This window comes from Pseudomonas sp. 210_17 TE3656 (genome assembly GCF_054821965.1).
On sequence record NZ_JBTRBC010000001.1, the window covers coordinates 5,068,441 to 5,085,610 of the forward strand.

Sequence of the window (17,170 nt, forward strand, 5' to 3'; positions counted from 1 at the left end):
GGACGGGGGCGCCCACCCTGGTGTCTGTTGCAGGATGCGGGCGACATCCAGGCAACACTGCCACGGGCGGAGACTCTAATAATGCATACAAATGTCATCAACGCCGGCGATCTGCTGGTCGCCACCAAGTTCTCGCCACCGCGCTTGAACGCTCGGCACATTGTCCGTAGCCAGCTGCTGGGCCGCCTGCGCGAGTCGCAGCCGTGCAGCGCAACGCTGATTACCGGGGGGGCCGGTTTCGGCAAGACCATCCTGCTCGCGCAATGGCGCCTGGAACTGATGAAGGCCGGGCTGGACGTGGCCTGGATCTCGTTCAGCCTCGACGACCGGCAGTTCGGCAGTTTCCTCTCGTATTTGCTTGAGGCGTTGCAGCGTCTGGGGATCGCCATCGAACAGGACTGGCTGCACAGCGATGGCAGCGAGCAGTCGATCAACACCCTGATCGCCATCGTTACCCACGCCGCACACGGCATCGACAAAGAACTGCATCTGTTGATGGATGACTTTCATCATGTGGAATCGCCTGCCGCCCACCGCTTGATGCAGAAGCTGCTGGATCATTGCCCGGCCAATCTGCATATCACCATTGCCTCGCGCTCCACGCCAGCGCTGAGCCTGGGGCGTTTGCGCATGCAGGGCCACGTGGTCGAGATCGATACCGTCGAGTTGCCCTTCGATACCGACGAAACCCGCGACTTTTTCAAGCAGAACCTCAGCACCCTGGTGCTCAGTGCCGACGAAGAGCGGCTGATTCATGACCTCACCAGCGGTTGGCCGGCCAGCCTGCAGCCGATTGCCACCATGTTGCGGGTGCGTCCGAGCAAACGTGCGCACCTGCGCTCGATCCTGCGCAACTCGGCTGACCTGCAGGCCTACCTGGCCGAGGATGTGCTGGTGTGCCTGTCGCCGGAATTGCTGGAGTTCATGGAGAAAGTCTCGATATTGCGGCGTTTCAACGCCGACCTCGGGGCGTTCGTCAGCGCCAACCGCCACGCTCCGGAGATGATCAAGCGTGCCGAGGACGAGAACCTGCTGATCTACCGTATCGAATCGGATGACAGCACGCCGTGGTACCGATTCCATCCCTTGTTCGGCGAATTTCTCACCCAGCGCCTGGCGGCCCGCGGCGAGGGCGCGGTTCAGGCGCTGCATCGTCGCGCGAGCCAGTGGTTCGCCGAACAGGAGTATCTGGTCGAAGCGGTACGCCACGCCAACCTCGGCGGGGATCGCGACTATGCGATCAAGGCAATGGAGGAGGCCGCGTCCAGCACCTGGAGCATGGCCTATATCAGCCCGATGCTGAGCCTGCTTGAGCGTTTGCCGCAGGACACCCTGTTTTCGCATCCCCAACTGTTCATCACCGGCTGCCTGACCTACGCCTTCACCGCCCGCCCGGAAAAGGCCCAGCGCTGGCTGGAACAGATGCGCCGCAGCGACGCTGCGCGCAATCCAGCGATCTCCTCGAAACTGGTGCTCGCCGATGCGGCAATCGCTCTGCAGCTCGACCAGCCACGGCGGGTCATCAGCCTGCTGGAGGCGGCCCACCAGGCGCCCCTGGAAAACCGCTCGTTGCGCTACATCAGCTTCTCCGGCCTGGCCACTGCCTATCTTTCCGTCGGACGTGCGGCGGATGCGCGCAAGCTCCATGAACAGTATCCGATCGATCTTCAAGACCGCGCCAACGACATGGCCATGGTGTTTGAAAGCACGCAGGCGCTGGCCCGCCTCAAGGAAGGCAATGCCCGCCAGGCCCTGAGCATTGGCGAGAGCGTTATCGCCCGGGCCGAGGAAGCCTATGGGCGCGGGTCGGTGTCTGCCAACCTGTGCGCCGCCACGCTGTGCGACGCCTATTACGAACTGGACCGCCTCGATGACGCCTTGCGCGTGCTGGCCAACCGCAGCGGCATTTTGCGTTCGTCCATGCCTGATGTGATGGGCCGGGCTTCGATTTGCCGCGCGCGCATCACCCTGCAACAAGACTCGCCTCAGGCGGCGCTGAGCTTCCTCGACACCCAAGGCGCGCATTTTCAGGTGCTGGGGCTGGACCGGCTGCTGGCATTGATCCTGGCCGAGCAGGTGCGGGTGCTGGTGCTGCAGGGCGAAAACCGCCGTGCCGCCGAGGTGGCCGGACGTCTGGCGAGCCTGGCGGCGGCGCAGCGCCCGCATGCCGAAGCACGTGGCGAAATCGACTATCTGGTGGCGTTGTCCCGCGTGCGTCTGGCGCTGGCCGGGCATGACGGGCAATCGGCACTGGAGGCGCTGCCGGCTGTCCATGCCTACGTCGAACAGGCGACACGTGGCCGCAGCTGGGTCAGGGCGCACCTGCTCAGCGCCCAGGTGCACGCGTTGCTGGGGCAGACGGAGGCGCTGCTGGTGAGCCTGCAGCAGGCGCTGGAAGCCGGCGCGCGGATGGGCCTGGTGCGCACCGTGCTCGATGAAGGTCAGGGCGTGCTTGGCTTGCTTGCCAGGCACCAGGATGCGATCGCCTGGGAGCCGGCTGTTGCCGAGTACGTGCAGGCTTTGTTGAGTCGCGAAACGCCTGCGCAGGCGCCGTCGCCGCTGGCCTGTGCGGCAAGGAACACGGTCGATTCGCCACGGGCCAGCCTGACCCCGCGCGAGCTGGAAATCCTCGGGCTGGTGGCTCAGGCGATGTCGAACAAACGTATCGCCCTGACGCTCAACATCACCTTCGGTACGGTGAAGTGGAACGTGAAAAACATCCTCGCCAAACTCGGCGTCTCGAGCCGCTATGCGGCGATTACTCTGGCGCGCCAGCAGGGCGTGCTCAAGTGACTGGACGCTGGCGGCGGCCGCTGCGCCCTCCCGAGAGGATAGGCGCGCATGGCCGGGGCCAGCCCGCATGCTCAGGTCAGATTCGACTATCCGACCCGGTTCAAGAGGAAGACCATGAGCGATACATCTGCAGCATTCCTGAGCGAGCAGGAAATCATGATCCGTGACGCCGCCCGCAAGGTGGCGCAAGAAGTGGTGGGTGCCACCGCCGCCGAACGCGACCGTACTGGCGCCTGGCCACACGCGGAGCTGAAGGCGGTGGCCGAACTGGGCTTTCTGGGCATGCACATTCCCGAGGAGTCCGGCGGCGCCGGCATGTCGTTTCCCGAATACTGCCTGTGCATCGAGGAGTTCGCGGCGGCAGACGCCGGGTTCGCCACCATCCTGCATGTACACAACGGCATGGCCGACATGCTCCACCGCTTCGGTACCGAAGAGCAGAAGGCCAAGTACCTGGCGGGCATGATTAGCGGTGAACTGATCGCTGCCGGCTTGCTCACCGAGCCGCAGGCCGGGTCCGACACCTCGGCATTTCGCACCACGGCGCGTCGTGACGGCGACCATTACGTGCTCAACGGCAGCAAGCAGTTCATCTCCAACGGTAACGAAGCCGGGATCGCCTTTGCCATTGCCGCAAGCACCGAGACTGCGGAGGGCCGCAAAGGCCCGAGCATGTTCATCATCGATCCACGCGAACCCGGCTACATCGTTACCCGCGTGGAAAGCAAGATGGGCCAGCGCTCCGCTCACGTCGCCGCGATCCAGCTGGACAACTGCCGGGTACCGGCGCACAACCTGCTGGCCGAAGAGGGCACCGCGTACAAGCGCCTGATGGCGACTTTGTCCGAAGGGCGCATCGGTATCGCCGCCGTCGCCGTGGGTGGTGCCCGTGCTGCGCTGGAGGCCGCGGTGAAGTATGCGCAAGAGCGTGAAGCCTACGGCGCGCCGATCATCAATCTGCAAGGTGTGGCGTTCGACCTGGCCGACATGGCTACCCAGTTCGAGGTCGCGCAGAACTACATGCTGCACGCCGCGCGCCTGCATTACGCCGGTGTGCCCTGCGCCAAGGAAGCCTCGATCGCCAAGCTGTTCGCCAGCGAAATGGCCGAGAAGGTCTGCTCTGAAGCGCTGCAGATCCATGGCGGCTATGGCTACCTCAGCGATTTCCCGGTGGAGCGCTATTGCCGTGATGTGCGGGTGACCAAGATCTATGAGGGAACCAGCCATATCCAGAAAGTGATTATCGCGCGCAACCTGTGAGTGAGGAGGGAAGGGACATGACTGACAGTGCGGTGCTGTATGAACGGATCGGCAAGACAGCGCTGATCACCCTGAACCGGCCGCAGAAGAAGAACGCCTTCGAGGCGGCCATCAACGAGGCCTTGCCGGTTGCCCTGAAGGCGGCGCGCGATGATCGTTCGGTGCGTTCGATCGTGCTGACCGGCGCTGGCGGCGCCTTTTGTTCCGGTTTCGACCTTGGCAGCCTGGATGAGGGTGAGGATGCGGCGTTTGCCGGGCGCAAGCTGGTGCTGGGCTTTCAGGCGTGGTTCACCGGCCTTGCCGACATGCCCAAACCGGTCATTGCCGCCGTCGATGGTGCCGCCGTAGGCGCAGGCTTTTCCCTGGCCCTGGCCGCCGACTTCATGTTTGTCACGCCACGCGTGCGGCTGTTGCCGACGTTCCTGAGCCTTGGGCTGGTGCCGGACCTGTCGATGCTCTATGTGCTGCCGCGCCTGGTCGGTTTGGCCAAAGCCAAGGAACTGATTTTTTGCGCCCGTGCCGTGGATGCGCAGCAGGCCTTGGCGCTCGGCCTGGCTCAGGCGATCATCGATCAGGAGCAGTTGCTCGACAGTGCCCTGCAGTTCGCCCGGCAGTTCGATGATGCCCCCGCGGATGCATTAGCATTGAGCAAGACACTGCTGAACCGCTCCTTCGAGACCGATCGCCCGGCGATGACCGAGTTCGAGGCCTGTGCCCAGTCCTTGTGCGGAGCCAGCCATTACCATGCCGAAGCCGTACGGCGCTTCCTCGGCAAAGAAGGCTTGCCCTACCGTGGCGCGGTGCTGCCAGCGCCGTAAACCTCCAAATAGGGAGGGGCCGTGTGCTTGAGCGCGCGCCTATCCTTGAGATTCAAAGCCTGCCGCCCGGTACAACCCGGCGTACAAGCCCGCAAGGGCCGGCAGGGTATCCAACGCTGAGGAGTAAGACATGAGGCAGAAAGTCGTCATCGCGGGTGTCGGTATGATTCCCTTCGTCAAGCCTGGCCAGAGCGAAACCTATGCAGTCATGGGCGAGCAGGCCGTGCGCCTGGCCCTGGCCGATGCCGGGGTCGGTTACGAGTCGGTCCAGCAGGCGTATGCCAGCTTTGTCTTCGGCGACTCCACCTGTGGTCAGCGCGTGCTCTACAACGTCGGCATGACCGGCATTCCGGTGATCAACGTCAACAACAACTGCGCCAGCGGCTCTACCGCGCTGTTCCTGGCCAACCAGGCGATTGCCAGCGGCATGGTCGATATCGTTCTGGCCTTCGGTTTCGAGCAAATGATCCCCGGTGCCATCGGCAGCGCCTTCCCGGATCGTCCGAGCCCGCTGGAGCTGTTCCTCGATCAATGCGACGAAGCCATTCCTGGTGCCTCCGAAATCCCGGCAGCGTTGCGTATCTTCGGCAGCGCCGGGGTGGAGCACATGAAGCGTTTCGGCACGCCGCTGGAAACCTTCGCCAAGATTCGCGCCAAAGCCAGCCGTCACGCGGCCAACAACCCCAAGGCGGTGTTCCGCAAGGTGATCACCACCGAAGAGGTGATGGCCGATCAGGTGGTCTGGCCTGAAGTGATGACCCGACTGATGGCCTGCCCACCGACCTGCGGTGCTGCCGCAGTGGTGCTGTGCAGCGAGGCCTATGCGTTGAAGCATGGCCTGGACCGCAGTGTGTCGATTGCCGGCCAGGCGCTGACCACCGATGGCGCGGAAACCTTCAAGTCCGGCGACATGCGCGACGTGGCCGGTTACTCGATGTCACGGGCGGCGGCCCGGCAAGCCTATGAAATGGCCGGTATCGGGGCCGAGGACGTGCACGTGGTCGAACTGCACGACTGCTTCGCCCAGAACGAGCTGCTGACCTACGAATCCCTGGGCCTGTGCCCGGAAGGCGGGGCGCAGAAGTTTGTCGACGATGGCGACAACACCTATGGCGGCCAGTACGTGGTCAACCCGTCCGGCGGCCTGCTTTCCAAAGGCCACCCGATTGGCGCAACGGGCCTGGCGCAATGCACCGAGCTGGTCCTGCAACTGCGTGGCCGCGCCGAGCAGCGCCAGGTAGAGGGTGCGCGCATTGCCCTGCAACACAACATCGGCATTGGTGGCGCCTGCGTCGTCACCCTGTACCGTAAAGACTGACAGGGGAAACACCATGGATTTTCGACCTGATACCAGCCTTGAGGCGTTCCGCGCAGAGGTCCGTCAGTTCCTTCGCGACCAGGTCCCGGCGGACCTGAAAGGGCAACAGCGTTGCACCCGCTCGCCGCGCGAGCAGATCATGCGCTGGCAAAAGCTCCTCAACCAGCGCGGCTGGGGAGCGCCGTACTGGCCCAAGGAACACGGCGGCACGGGCTGGTCGGTACCGCAGATCCTGGTGTTCGATGACGAGTGCAGCCTGGCCGGTACCCCCACCCAGGATGGCTTCGTGCACAAGATGCTCGGGCCGGTGCTCAATGCCTTTGCCACGTCTGAGCAAAAGGCCGAGCACCTGCCGGCCGTGTTCAATGGCGAGCGCCTGTGGTGCCAGGGCTTTTCCGAGCCTGGCGCCGGCTCCGACCTGGCGTCGCTGCGCACCCGTGCCGAGCGTGACGGTGACCACTATGTGGTCAACGGCCAGAAAATCTGGACCAGCTATGCCCACCACGCCGACTGGATCTTCCTGCTGGTGCGCACCGATGCGCAGGTGAAGAAGCAGGCCGGTATCAGCTTCCTGCTGGTGGACATGCGCACACCCGGTATCACCGTGCGGCCGATCCGCAGCATCGACGATGCCCATCACCTGAATGAAACCTTCTTCGACAATGTGCGGGTGCCGGTAGGCAACCTGATTGGCAGCGAAGGGCAGGGCTGGAGCATCACCAAATTCCTGCTCAACAACGAACATGCCACTACCGCTGACTTGCCTGAGCTGAAGCGCTACCTGCGGGAACTGCGCTTGATCGGCTCCACGCTGAAAGTGGCCGGCCAGCCGCTGTTCGAACGCCCGGAGTTCGCCCTCAAGCTGGCGCGCCTGGAGGCGGAACTGCAGGCCATCGAAATGCTGGTGCAGCGTGTCGCGCGTCTGGACGAACAGCACAACCCGGCGTCACACACGCTGGGTTCGATGCTCAAGATCCGCGCCACCGAATTGCAGCAACGCATGACCGAGGCGCAGATCGAGGCGCTGGGGGACTACGGTGCAATCGCCTATGCGCATCCGCATGAGGCCGATCCCGAACAGCCATTCCCGCAGCAGGCGCTGGCCCGGGGCATTTGCAACGATATGTTCCTGCGCCGGGCATCGACCATCTACGGCGGCACCAGCGAAGTGCAGCGCGGCATTATCGCCAAGATGCTGTTCCAACTCTGATATCAGGAAACCGCTATGGATTTCGAATTCACTTCGGAACAACAACTGTTGCAGGACAGCCTGCGACGTTATGTAGACAAGGCCTACAGTTTCGAGGCGCGTACCGCCCTGCTCAAAGCGAGCAAGAACGGTAGTGCGGACAACTGGGGCATCTTCGCCGCCAACGGCTGGTTGATGGCGGCGCTGCCGGAGGCCTATGGCGGGCTTGGCGGTTCGCTGGTGGATACGGTGATCATTGCCCAGGAACTGGGCCGCGGTCTGGTGCTGGAGCCATTCCTGGGCTGTGGCGTGCTGGCTGCCCAGACCGTGCTGGCCGCTGCTAGCGAGGCGCAAAAGGCTCAGCTGCTGCCGCAGATGGCCGATGGCAGCTACCGTGTAGCGTTGGCCTACAGCGAAGCGGGTTCGCGCGGTATGCCGGAACCGGTAACGCTGCAGGCCGAGCGCATGGGCGACGGTTTTCGCCTGTCCGGGCGCAAAAGCCTGGTACTCGGGGGCCCGGGCGCGCAAGCGTTCATCGTTTCTGCGCAGATTCCGCAAACGCCAGGTATCAGCCTGCTGCTGGTAGACGCGGATTGTCCCGGACTGACAGCCCAGACGCTGCCGTTGCACGATGGCACCTGGGTTCAGGAACTGCACTTCGACGGCGTTGAAGTCGGCGCCGATGCCTTGCTGGGTGAAGCCGGGCAAGGTTTGCCCGGGCTGCGCCAGGGCCTGGCCAACGGCATTGTCGCCCTGTGTGCCGAGCTGATCGGTGGCATGGAAAAAACTATTGAAGTCACCGCCGACTACCTCAAGGTTCGCCAGCAGTTCGGCGTGCCCATCGGTTCGTTCCAGGCCTTGCAGCACCGCCTGGCGGACATGGCTGCGGAGCTGGAACTGGCGCGCTCGAGCCTGCACGTTGCCCTGGCATCAATGGCCAACGATGACCAGGTGACCCGCGACAAGACCGTTTCCGGCAGCAAGATGCTCATCTGCCGCGCCGCCAGGTTCGTCTGCGGTCAGGGTATCCAGTTGCACGGCGGGATTGGCATGACCGAGGAGTACCTGGTCGGGCACTACTACAAGCGGGCCGTTGTCGCCGAGGTGCTGCTGGGCAGCAGTGACAGCCACGAAGCCGCCTATGCCGCCGCCTTGCAGGCCGAGCTGCGCGCCTGATCCGTCAACCGCAAAAACATCGAGAACACAACAACAATGAAGAGCTACGAAACCCTGGCTGAACTGCAAGGCCTGGTCGGCGAAGTCGTCGGCACCAGTGACTGGGTCAGCATCGATCAGCAACGCATCAATACCTTTGCCGAAGCCACCGGCGATCACCAGTGGATTCATGTCGACCCTGAGCGCGCGGCCACAGGGCCGTTTGGCAAGCCGATTGCCCATGGCTTTCTGACCTTGAGCCTGCTGCCGACCTTCATGACCAACGCCTTCGAGGTGCGCGATGTGAAGATGGGCGTGAACTACGGCATGAACAAAGTGCGCTTTGTGCAGCCGGTGCCGGTGGACAGCCGGTTGCGGGCGCATTTCAAGTTGCAGTCCTGGGAGGCGCTGGACGGTAACGGTGCTCAGGTGACCTATGAGATGACCGTTGAGATTGAAGGCGCAGCCAAGCCAGCTTGTGTGGCGGAGACCATCTTGCGGGTTTTCGCCTGACCGCTGCTGCTGTACCAACGCCACGCGCATGATCATGCCGCGTGGCGTTTTTTTTGGATCTTCGCGGGATTATCGGGGCTATGGTCCTGGGGTTGGTTTGTTGTGGCTGTGGCTGTGGCTGTGGCTGTGGCTGTGAGCTTATCCATTTGGTGTGGCGATGCTGCCGGCCCCTTCCGCCCTTACGGCGGGTCCCTTTTGTCTTGGCAAAAGGAACCAAAACCGCTTGCTCCTGCATCCGGCCCTACGCTGCGCTCCGGGTCCCTTCGCTCCGGCACCTTCCGGGGCCACGCGGCCTACGACTTGCTTCGCCAAGTCTACGGCTCGCGCTCTTCGGCTACGCCGAAGGTGCTACGCACTGGCCCCTACAGGCACCTCCACTCAGCCTCCTGAAGTCGCAGTCCGCGGCGCCTGAACTTGCGCGTATGAAGGTCAAGGTGGCTTACAGTCCACAATCGTGGGGCAAGCCCGCTCCCACCGGGCGACCAATTAACCCGGTGGGAGCGGGCTTGCCCCACGATTGCATCAGCCTGGCTACGTCAGTGTCTGGTTTCGAAGATACGCCAGTGCAGGCGCCACCCGTAACTTTGCAACTTCAGAAGGCTGAGCGTAGGTGTCTGGAGGGGGCCGGCAGCATCGCCACACCAAATGGATCAACCCACAGCCTCAACATCCAAACCCAAAGCCCCCCCATGCCGCGCCAATAAGGGGGGGGCGAAAGGAGAGGGTGGTTGGTTAAAAACATAGGGCCAGGACGGGAAGAGAAACCGCATTTCCTGAGGGGCCGGGCGCGTTTTAGCAGACGCTCAAACCACCATCCTAGAGGTTGGAGACATGATTAAACTGACAAAAACCCTGATGGCAGCCGCGTTACTGGCTGCACATGCAGGCGTGCTCCATGCAGCAGTAACCGAGCAGGAAGCCAAGCAACTGGGCAGCACGTTGACACCCCTGGGTGCCGAGATGGCCGGTAACGCCGATGGCACCATCCCTGCCTATACCGGCGGGCTGCTGACCCCGCCTGCAGGCTTCGACAAGACCACCGGCATTCGTCCTGATCCGTTTGCCAACGAAAAACCGCAGTTCACTATCGATGCCTCGAACGTTGATACCTATGCGGACAAACTGACCGAAGGCACCAAGGCGTTGATCAAGGCCCGGCCGGGTTTCCGCGTCGATGTATATCCGACGCACCGCACCGTCGGTTACCCGCAGTTCGTGCTGGACAATACCCGCAAGAACGCCACCCAGGCGCAGCTGACCAACGACGATCAGAACCTGCAAGGTGCGCGCGCCGGCGTGCCGTTCCCGATTCCCAAGCGCGGTATCGAGGTGATGTTCAACCACCTGACCCGCTACCAGGGGGTGGCCTACCTTGCGCCCAAGTACGGCGCGTACAACGTCGATGCGGCGGGTAAGCTGGTGGTCTCGACCGAGGGCCGCTGGACCTACGAGATGCCGTACTACGACACCAGCAAGGCCGAGGCGCCAACGATCATTACCCGCGCCCGTGCCAACTACACCGGCCCCGCCCGCCGCGCTGGCGAAGCGGTGATGACCTTTGACAACATCGATACCGAAAAGGGTCGCCGTGCCTATCAGTATCTGCCGGGCCAACGCCGTGTGCGCCTGGCGCCCGATCTGGCCTACGACACGCCGAACGCCAGTACCTCGGGGATGTCCACCGTCGATGACATCTACCTGTTCAACGGCAGGCTGGACCGCTTCGACTGGAAGCTGATCGGCAAGAAGGAGATGTACGTTCCTTACAACACCTATCGCTTCACCTACGCCGAGGATCCGAAGAGCGTGTTCGGGCCCAAGTTCATCAACCCGGACCTGGTGCGCTGGGAACGTCACCGCGTGTGGGTGGTGGAAGCGACCCTCAAGGAAGGCAAGCGCCATATCTACTCCAAGCGCACCTTCTACATCGACGAGGACAGCTGGACCGCTCTGGCCGTGGATCAGTATGACGGCCGTGGCCAGCTGTGGCGTCCAGGCTTCAGCTACATGACCCAGATGTATGACGTCGGCGCGATCAACAACTCGCCGGGCGGCCACTACGACCTGATCGCCGGCACGTATTACATCAACGTCTGGCCAGGCAAAGGTGGGGTGAAGGTCATGGACAAGCTCAGCCCTGACAACGGCTGGACTTCCGACAGCCTGGCGGGTGCCGGGGTTCGCTGACTCAAGCTTCATGTCCATCGCGGCGCAAGGCCGCTCCCACAGCACAGTGGGAGCGGCCTTGCGCCGCGATGTCGTTCAGGACACCCGGCGCGCCTGATCAGACCAATAGCGCTCCCTTACCTGACGCCGCAGCACCTTGCCGACGGCGCTCAACGGCAGGGCATCGACCAGCTTGACAGATTTCGGCGCCTTGAAGCGGCCCAGACGCTCCTTGACCAGGGCAATCAGTTCCTCTTCGCTGACGGACATTCCTGGCTTGAGCACCACTTCGGCATGCACCGCTTCACCCCATTTGTCATCCGGAATACCCACCACCGCCGACAGGGAAACGGCCGGATGGGCATTGAGCGTGGCTTCCACCTCAACCGCGTAGACATTGAAGCCGCCGGTGATGATCACGTCTTTCTTGCGGTCGACGATGAACACATAGCCAGCCTCATCGACATAACCCAGGTCGCCGGACTTCCAGAAGCCATCGCTGAACTCGGCGGCGGTGCCTTGCGGGTTGTTGTGATAGCCGCTGATCGTGCCGCGCCCACGCAGCCAGATTTCCCCGGTGCTGCCGGTCGCAACGCGATTACCCGCTTCATCGACAATCTTCAGTTCGATGCCGGTCACCGGCCGCCCGGCAGAGGCCAGCCGGCCGGTCTCCACGGCGTTCAGGTGATCGGCCTTGGTCAGGGTGCAGACCGCCTGGGCACATTCGGTGGCGCCGTAAAGCTGGAAGAAGATGTTGCCGAAGCGCTCCTGAGACTGCTTGAGCTTGGCCGGACTCATCGGCGCAGCGCCGTAGAACAGTGTTTGCAGGCTGGACAGATCGGACTCTGAGGCTTGCGGCAGTTCAAGCAACCAGCCCACCAGGGTCGGCACCATCAGCGCGGTGGTGATGCGTTCCGCTTCGACGTTACGGCACCAGGCCTTGAGGTCGGCGGCATTCTGGGTCACGGTGCAACCGCCACGAAACAGCGTCGGCAGCAGCGACAACCCCGACCCGTGGCTAATCGGCGCGATGTGCAGATAGCGGGTGTTTTCGTTGAAGGCCTGACCCTGTTCGCTGTCGGCATACATCGAGTCACGCGCCGCCAACCAGTTGTCGATGGTGTAGCGGGCACATTTGCTCTTGCCGGTGGTGCCCCCGGTAAAACGGTAGATCAGGGTGTCCCGGTACACATCGGACTCGACCTCGGGTTCCTCCGCGCAAACGCCGTCGAGCAGCGCCCAGAAGTGCAGGGCGAAGGTGCAATCGGCGGGCGGGGCATCCATGCACACCACGGCGGCACCACTGGCGCGCAGCATGTCGCTGTACTGCCGCAACAGCGCGGTTTCGATGAAAATCACTTTCGGCGCGATGAACGCCACCTGCCAGCGGTGTTCCTCCAGGGAGTCGCGGATGTTGGTATGGGCAATTGCCGCTTCGCCCTTGAACGCGGTCCAGGCGTGCAGCAGCGACAGGTTGTCGTTTTCCAGAATGCACAGCGCGGTATCGCCGCGCTGCAGCTTGAAGCGGGTGCGCAGCAGATTGGCGATCTGGTTGGTCAAGCGGTGCAGTTCATCGAAACGATACCGCCGGTTGCGCTCGACGTTGACCAGCGCTTCCTGAGCGGCATAGCGCTGGGCAACCTGGGCCATGACGCGGGAAAAATTCATCTTCATCGCGATCTCCGTTTGTTGTTGTCGTCAGTGGAGAACGCATTCTAGGAAGCACCGCCGGGCACAACCCCTCCCTCCAGGAGAGGGGCGCGCCCGCGCCTACCCGCTTCGAGGGGGCGCAACCGCGGCGCACAGCCCTAAGGTGACGCAAAGCAGCCACCGTCTCCCGAGGTCAAACGATGATTCCGCGTACCCTTTTCGATCATGAGCATGAAGCGTTCCGCAGCACTGTCCGGCGTTTCCTCGCCGAGCACTGCTCACCCTTCCATGAGCAGTGGGAGGAGGATCACCTGGTGCCGCGCCAGGTGTGGGCGCGTGCCGGTGAGCTGGGCATGCTCAACGCCACCACCCCGGAGGCTTATGGCGGCCTGGGCCTGGACCGGCGCTTTTCCATGATCGCGGTCGAGGAGGTGGCCCGTGCCGGGCTTTCGGGCCTGAGCGGTTTCAATGTCCATGACATCTGCGCCGGTTACCTGATCAACTTCGGCACCGAGGCGCAAAAGCAGCAGTGGCTGCCGCAAATGGCCAGCGGTGAAGCCATCGCCGCCGTGGCCATGACCGAACCGGATACCGGATCCGACCTGCAGGCGGTGAAAACCCGCGCGGTGCTGGACGGCGACGACTATGTGATCAACGGTGCCAAGACGTTCATCTCCAACGGCACCAACAGCGACATCATTGTGGTGATTGCCAAGACCGGCAACAGTGGCAAGGGCTCGCGGGACATCTCGCTGATCCTGGTGGAAGCCGACCGGGCGGGCGTCAGCAAGTCGAAACCGTTGCGCAAGGTTGGTTTGCACGCCCAGGACACCACCATGGTGTTTTTCCAGGATGTGCGCGTGCCCAAGGCCAATATCCTTGGTGGCGAGCCGGGCCAGGGCTTCTATCAACTGATGAAGGAACTTGCCTGGGAGCGCCTGAGCATCGGCATCCTGGCGATTGCCGCGAGTCAGGCGGTGCTCGAGCAGACCGTTGCCTACACCCGCGAACGCAAAGCCTTCGGCAAGCCGATCATCGAGTTCCAGAACTCCCGCTTCAAACTGGCCGAACTCAAGACCGAGATCGTCCTCGGGCAGACCTATGTCGATCGCTGCATGGAGCTGATCCTGCAGCATCAGCTGAGCCCGGAGGCGGCTGCGGCGGCCAAACTCTGGTGTACCGAGCTGTATTCGAAGGTGGTCGATCAGTGTGTGCAGTTGCACGGTGGCAACGGTTACATGCTGGAGTACCCGGTGGCGCGCCATTACCTGGATAGCCGGGTCAACCGTATCTACGGTGGTGCCAACGACATCATGCGCGAACTGGTGGCCCGCACGCTCTGACTCCCGGCATCGATTTCGCCAGCCCCCTCACTTGTAGGGGGTGGTTTGTCTCGGTTCCCCGCCACCATCTGTGCCAGGCGGATCCCCGAAGTTGCCGCAAGCCAGGGCGTGGTATCGATACGTGCTGACTTTTGCCGGTATTCGGGTGAATATTCCGAAAACGCCAGAACGTGGCCACACCTTGCCGATCGTGCAGCGCCAAAGGCGCTGTCCCGGTGCATTCGGCAGGATCGGAGACCAGTCAGCACATGCATACCGACAAACTGCTCGTTTCGACGAAATTCGCTCCACCGCGCATCGGTACCCAGACGATCATTCGTGAACGCCTGCTGGAGGACCTGCGCGGCATGTCACAGTGTCGCGTGGGCCTGATTACCGGCAGTCCCGGGTTCGGCAAGACCACGCTGCTGGCCCAGTGGCGGCAAGTGATGATGCGCTCCGGCGCCGAGGTGGCCTGGCTGTCGCTGAGCGCCGATGACAAGCACCTGTCGATCTTCTTCGCTTATTTACGCGGCGCCTTGCAACGCCTGGGCATCGTGCTGGACAGCGGCATCCCGCTGGAAGGGGCACGCCAGGAGCTGATCGATGAAGTCGTCGCCTCGATTGTCGAAGGCGCCGCCGCGATCAACAAAGAGCTGTTCCTGGTCGTCGATGACTACCAGCATGTGGTGGACCCGCGCGCCCACCAACTCATGCAGAAGTTGCTGGATCACAGCCCCGACAACCTGCACTTCGTCATTTCATCGCGGGTCGGCCCGCCACTGAGCTTCAGTCGCCTGCGCCTGAGCGGGCAGTTGGTGGAGATCGACTGTGCCGCGCTACCTTTCGACCTGACCGAGTCGCGCCTGTTTCTTGAACAGAGCCTGGCTACGTTAAAGCTCAGCCCGGAGGAGCTGCACCAGATCCACGAGCTCACCAGCGGCTGGCCGGCCACCCTGCAACTGGTGATCATCCTCCTGCGCAGCGACCCGGATTCGCGTGGCACGTTGCGCGAAATGGGCTGGCGCTCCGACGATTTGCAGAGCTACCTGGCTGAAAACGTCATGGCCCATTTGCCCGCCGAGCTTGCGACCTTTATGGAAAGCATCAGCATCTGCCGGCGCTTCAATGCCTCGCTGGCGCAAGCGGTGACCGGCAGTGACTCGGCGCAGGCCATGTTGAAGCGCCTGGACGAAGACAATCTGCTGATCTTTCGCGTCGAAGCCGATGACCGCCAGCCCTGGTATCGCTTTCATGCGCTGTTCGGCGACTTCCTCGCCACGCGCCTGGAGCGCCGCGACAGCACCTCGCAAACCGAACTGCATTGCCGCGCGGCGCACTGGTTCGCCGAGCGCAAACTGCTCGCCGAAGCCGTCCGCCATGCCACCCAGGCCGGCGACCTGGGGTTTGCCGCCGAGGTGATCGAGCGGGCTGCACCGGCGACCTGGAGCCTGGGGCAACTGAGCCCGTTGCTGCGGCTGCTGGACCGCCTGCCGCAAGACATCCTGTTCTCCCGGCCGCGGCTGTTCTTCCTCGGTTGTCTGGCCTATGCCCTGACCGCACGCCCGGCCAAAGCCGAGGCCTGGCTCGAGCAGTTCCGTCACAGCGGTGCGGCCCACCAGGACGACGTCGCCTATCGCTTGCCGCTGGTGCAGGCCACAATCGAGCTACAGCGTGATCGCACCGAGCCGATCATTGATTTGCTGAATGACTTCCAGCCTTTGCCCGATGACTATTCGGTGACCCGCTACGGTGCGCCAGCGTTGCTGGCCATTGCCTACCTGGCGGCGGGAAGGATGGAGGAGGCGATGCGCTGCCTGGATGACAACCCGATTCCTGAATCCGAGCAGGATGCGGAAATGGCCCTGGTCGCCCAGGGCGCGCGGACCCTGTGTTACTTGCAGGAAGGGCGCATCCTTGAGGCCGAGCGCGTTGGCTCGGCACAGCTGGCGCGCGCCGTGTCGGTTCACGGTCATCGGTCCGCCAGTGCCTACCTGGGCGCAGCGACCCTGGCTGAGGTGTATCGCGAGCTGGACAGAACCGACGAAGCGCGGGAAATCCTCGCCAACCGCAGCGGTTTGCTGCAATGGGCCATGCCCGACACCATGTTGCGCGCCACGATCTGTCGTGCGCGCCTGGACCTGCTGCAAGATTGCGCCCCGGTGGCCATGGCATTCCTGGAGCGCCAGGAGCGTCACTTCCGTACCATTGGCCAGGATCGTGCGCTGGTTCACTGCCTGGCCGAGCAAGTGCGGATCGCCTTGCTCGAAAATGACAAGGCGCACGCCACCGAGCAAGTCACCAAACTGCAGGCACTGATCGTTCCCTACCAGGGCGCGCAGGGTTTTCAGGCCGACATCGTGGCGATGGCCGCCTTGGCCCGTGCTCGCCTGCTGCTGGCCACCAACTACCCGGACAAAGCCCTGCTCGAACTGGAAACGCTCGATCGCTACGCCAGCCAGTACCGCCGTAGACAGCTGCAGGTCACCGGCCAGCTGTTGACGGCATGCGCCAGAGCCGACTTGCTGCAACCACAGCTGGCTCAGGAGCACTTGCTGGCCGCCTTGTCCCAGGGGCGTCAACTGGGGTTGGTGCGCACTTTCCTGGATGAGGGCGAGGTGCTGCGCAAGCTGCTCTCGACGCTGACCAATGTGTCGATGACGGCGCCAGACGATAGCTACCTGACGCTGCTACTGGAGCGTTTCGGTCAAGGCGGCGCAGGGCGCAGCAATGATGCTTCGGCCACTGGCGCACCGTCGATGCTGACGCCGCGTGAGCTGGCAATCCTGCAATTGATCAGCCAGGCAATGGCCAACAAACGGGTCGCTCTGACACTGAACATTTCGCTGGAAACGGTGAAATGGAACCTCAAGAACATCTACGCCAAACTCGGCGTCTCCAGCCGCTATGACGCCGTGTCCTGGGCGCGCAAGCACGGCTTGATCGAGTAGGCACGAATCACCCGTGCAGGGCGGCCGGGGACGTT

General features: G+C 63.1%; 11 protein-coding genes. 10 read left to right on the forward strand and 1 reads right to left on the reverse strand.

Features of this window, described 5'->3' with window-relative positions:
* Positions 1-81: 81 nt before the first annotated feature.
* The 8 genes from ACVI9W_RS23480 (at position 82) to ACVI9W_RS23515 (ending at position 11,233) form a co-directional block, all read left to right on the forward strand.
* Positions 82-2,793, forward strand: coding sequence for a LuxR C-terminal-related transcriptional regulator (locus ACVI9W_RS23480; RefSeq protein ID WP_461531401.1), 2,712 nt, complete (start codon positions 82-84; stop codon positions 2,791-2,793).
* 114 nt (positions 2,794-2,907) lie between these two features.
* Positions 2,908-4,053 carry an acyl-CoA dehydrogenase family protein gene (locus ACVI9W_RS23485; protein ID WP_342625294.1) on the forward strand — a complete coding sequence of 382 codons (1,146 nt, stop codon included), beginning with the start codon at positions 2,908-2,910 and terminating at the stop codon, positions 4,051-4,053.
* Between the two features lie 17 nt (positions 4,054-4,070).
* On the forward strand, positions 4,071-4,871 hold the full coding sequence (locus ACVI9W_RS23490) for an enoyl-CoA hydratase/isomerase family protein (RefSeq protein WP_461531402.1): 801 nt from the start codon (positions 4,071-4,073) through the stop codon (positions 4,869-4,871).
* A 130-nt stretch (positions 4,872-5,001) separates the two neighbouring features.
* Entirely contained in the window at positions 5,002-6,189 is a 1,188-nt protein-coding gene (locus ACVI9W_RS23495) for a lipid-transfer protein (RefSeq protein WP_342625296.1), read from the forward strand.
* Positions 6,190-6,202: 13 nt separating this feature from the next.
* Positions 6,203-7,399 carry an acyl-CoA dehydrogenase family protein gene (locus ACVI9W_RS23500; RefSeq protein ID WP_461531403.1) on the forward strand — a complete coding sequence of 399 codons (1,197 nt, stop codon included), beginning with the start codon at positions 6,203-6,205 and terminating at the stop codon, positions 7,397-7,399.
* A gap of 15 nt (positions 7,400-7,414) precedes the next feature.
* The gene (locus ACVI9W_RS23505; protein WP_461531404.1) at positions 7,415-8,554 is read left to right on the forward strand and encodes an acyl-CoA dehydrogenase family protein; all 1,140 of its coding nucleotides are present in this window, start codon (positions 7,415-7,417) and stop codon (positions 8,552-8,554) included.
* 36 nt (positions 8,555-8,590) lie between these two features.
* A complete protein-coding gene (locus ACVI9W_RS23510) occupies positions 8,591-9,046 on the forward strand; it encodes a MaoC family dehydratase (RefSeq protein WP_461531405.1) in 456 nt (151 codons plus the stop codon).
* Between the two features lie 834 nt (positions 9,047-9,880).
* The gene (locus tag ACVI9W_RS23515; RefSeq protein WP_461531862.1) at positions 9,881-11,233 is read left to right on the forward strand and encodes a DUF1329 domain-containing protein; all 1,353 of its coding nucleotides are present in this window, start codon (positions 9,881-9,883) and stop codon (positions 11,231-11,233) included.
* Between the two features lie 75 nt (positions 11,234-11,308).
* On the opposite strand, the gene ACVI9W_RS23520 is transcribed toward ACVI9W_RS23515, so the two are convergent.
* The gene (locus tag ACVI9W_RS23520) at positions 11,309-12,886 is read right to left on the reverse strand and encodes an AMP-binding protein (RefSeq protein ID WP_461531406.1); all 1,578 of its coding nucleotides are present in this window, start codon (positions 12,884-12,886) and stop codon (positions 11,309-11,311) included.
* A gap of 176 nt (positions 12,887-13,062) precedes the next feature.
* On the opposite strand from ACVI9W_RS23520, the gene ACVI9W_RS23525 reads away from it, so the two are divergent.
* Complete coding sequence (locus tag ACVI9W_RS23525; RefSeq protein WP_422419989.1) at positions 13,063-14,205, forward strand: acyl-CoA dehydrogenase family protein; 1,143 nt, start codon at positions 13,063-13,065, stop codon at positions 14,203-14,205.
* A 248-nt stretch (positions 14,206-14,453) separates the two neighbouring features.
* Positions 14,454-17,135, forward strand: coding sequence for a LuxR C-terminal-related transcriptional regulator (locus tag ACVI9W_RS23530; protein ID WP_461531407.1), 2,682 nt, complete (start codon positions 14,454-14,456; stop codon positions 17,133-17,135).
* Positions 17,136-17,170 lie beyond the last annotated feature (35 nt).

Excerpts from the sequence above, each read along its gene's own strand:
- ACVI9W_RS23480 (WP_461531401.1), top strand. The coding sequence starts at position 82 with ATGCATACAAATGTCATCAACGCCGGCGATCTGCTGGTCGCCACCAAG.
- ACVI9W_RS23485 (WP_342625294.1), top strand. The coding sequence starts at position 2,908 with ATGAGCGATACATCTGCAGCATTCCTGAGCGAGCAGGAAATCATGATC.
- ACVI9W_RS23490 (WP_461531402.1), top strand. The coding sequence starts at position 4,071 with ATGACTGACAGTGCGGTGCTGTATGAACGGATCGGCAAGACAGCGCTG.
- ACVI9W_RS23495 (WP_342625296.1), top strand. The coding sequence starts at position 5,002 with ATGAGGCAGAAAGTCGTCATCGCGGGTGTCGGTATGATTCCCTTCGTC.
- ACVI9W_RS23500 (WP_461531403.1), top strand. The coding sequence starts at position 6,203 with ATGGATTTTCGACCTGATACCAGCCTTGAGGCGTTCCGCGCAGAGGTC.
- ACVI9W_RS23505 (WP_461531404.1), top strand. The coding sequence starts at position 7,415 with ATGGATTTCGAATTCACTTCGGAACAACAACTGTTGCAGGACAGCCTG.
- ACVI9W_RS23510 (WP_461531405.1), top strand. The coding sequence starts at position 8,591 with ATGAAGAGCTACGAAACCCTGGCTGAACTGCAAGGCCTGGTCGGCGAA.
- ACVI9W_RS23520 (WP_461531406.1), bottom strand. The coding sequence starts at position 12,886 with ATGAAGATGAATTTTTCCCGCGTCATGGCCCAGGTTGCCCAGCGCTAT.
- ACVI9W_RS23525 (WP_422419989.1), top strand. The coding sequence starts at position 13,063 with ATGATTCCGCGTACCCTTTTCGATCATGAGCATGAAGCGTTCCGCAGC.
- ACVI9W_RS23530 (WP_461531407.1), top strand. The coding sequence starts at position 14,454 with ATGCATACCGACAAACTGCTCGTTTCGACGAAATTCGCTCCACCGCGC.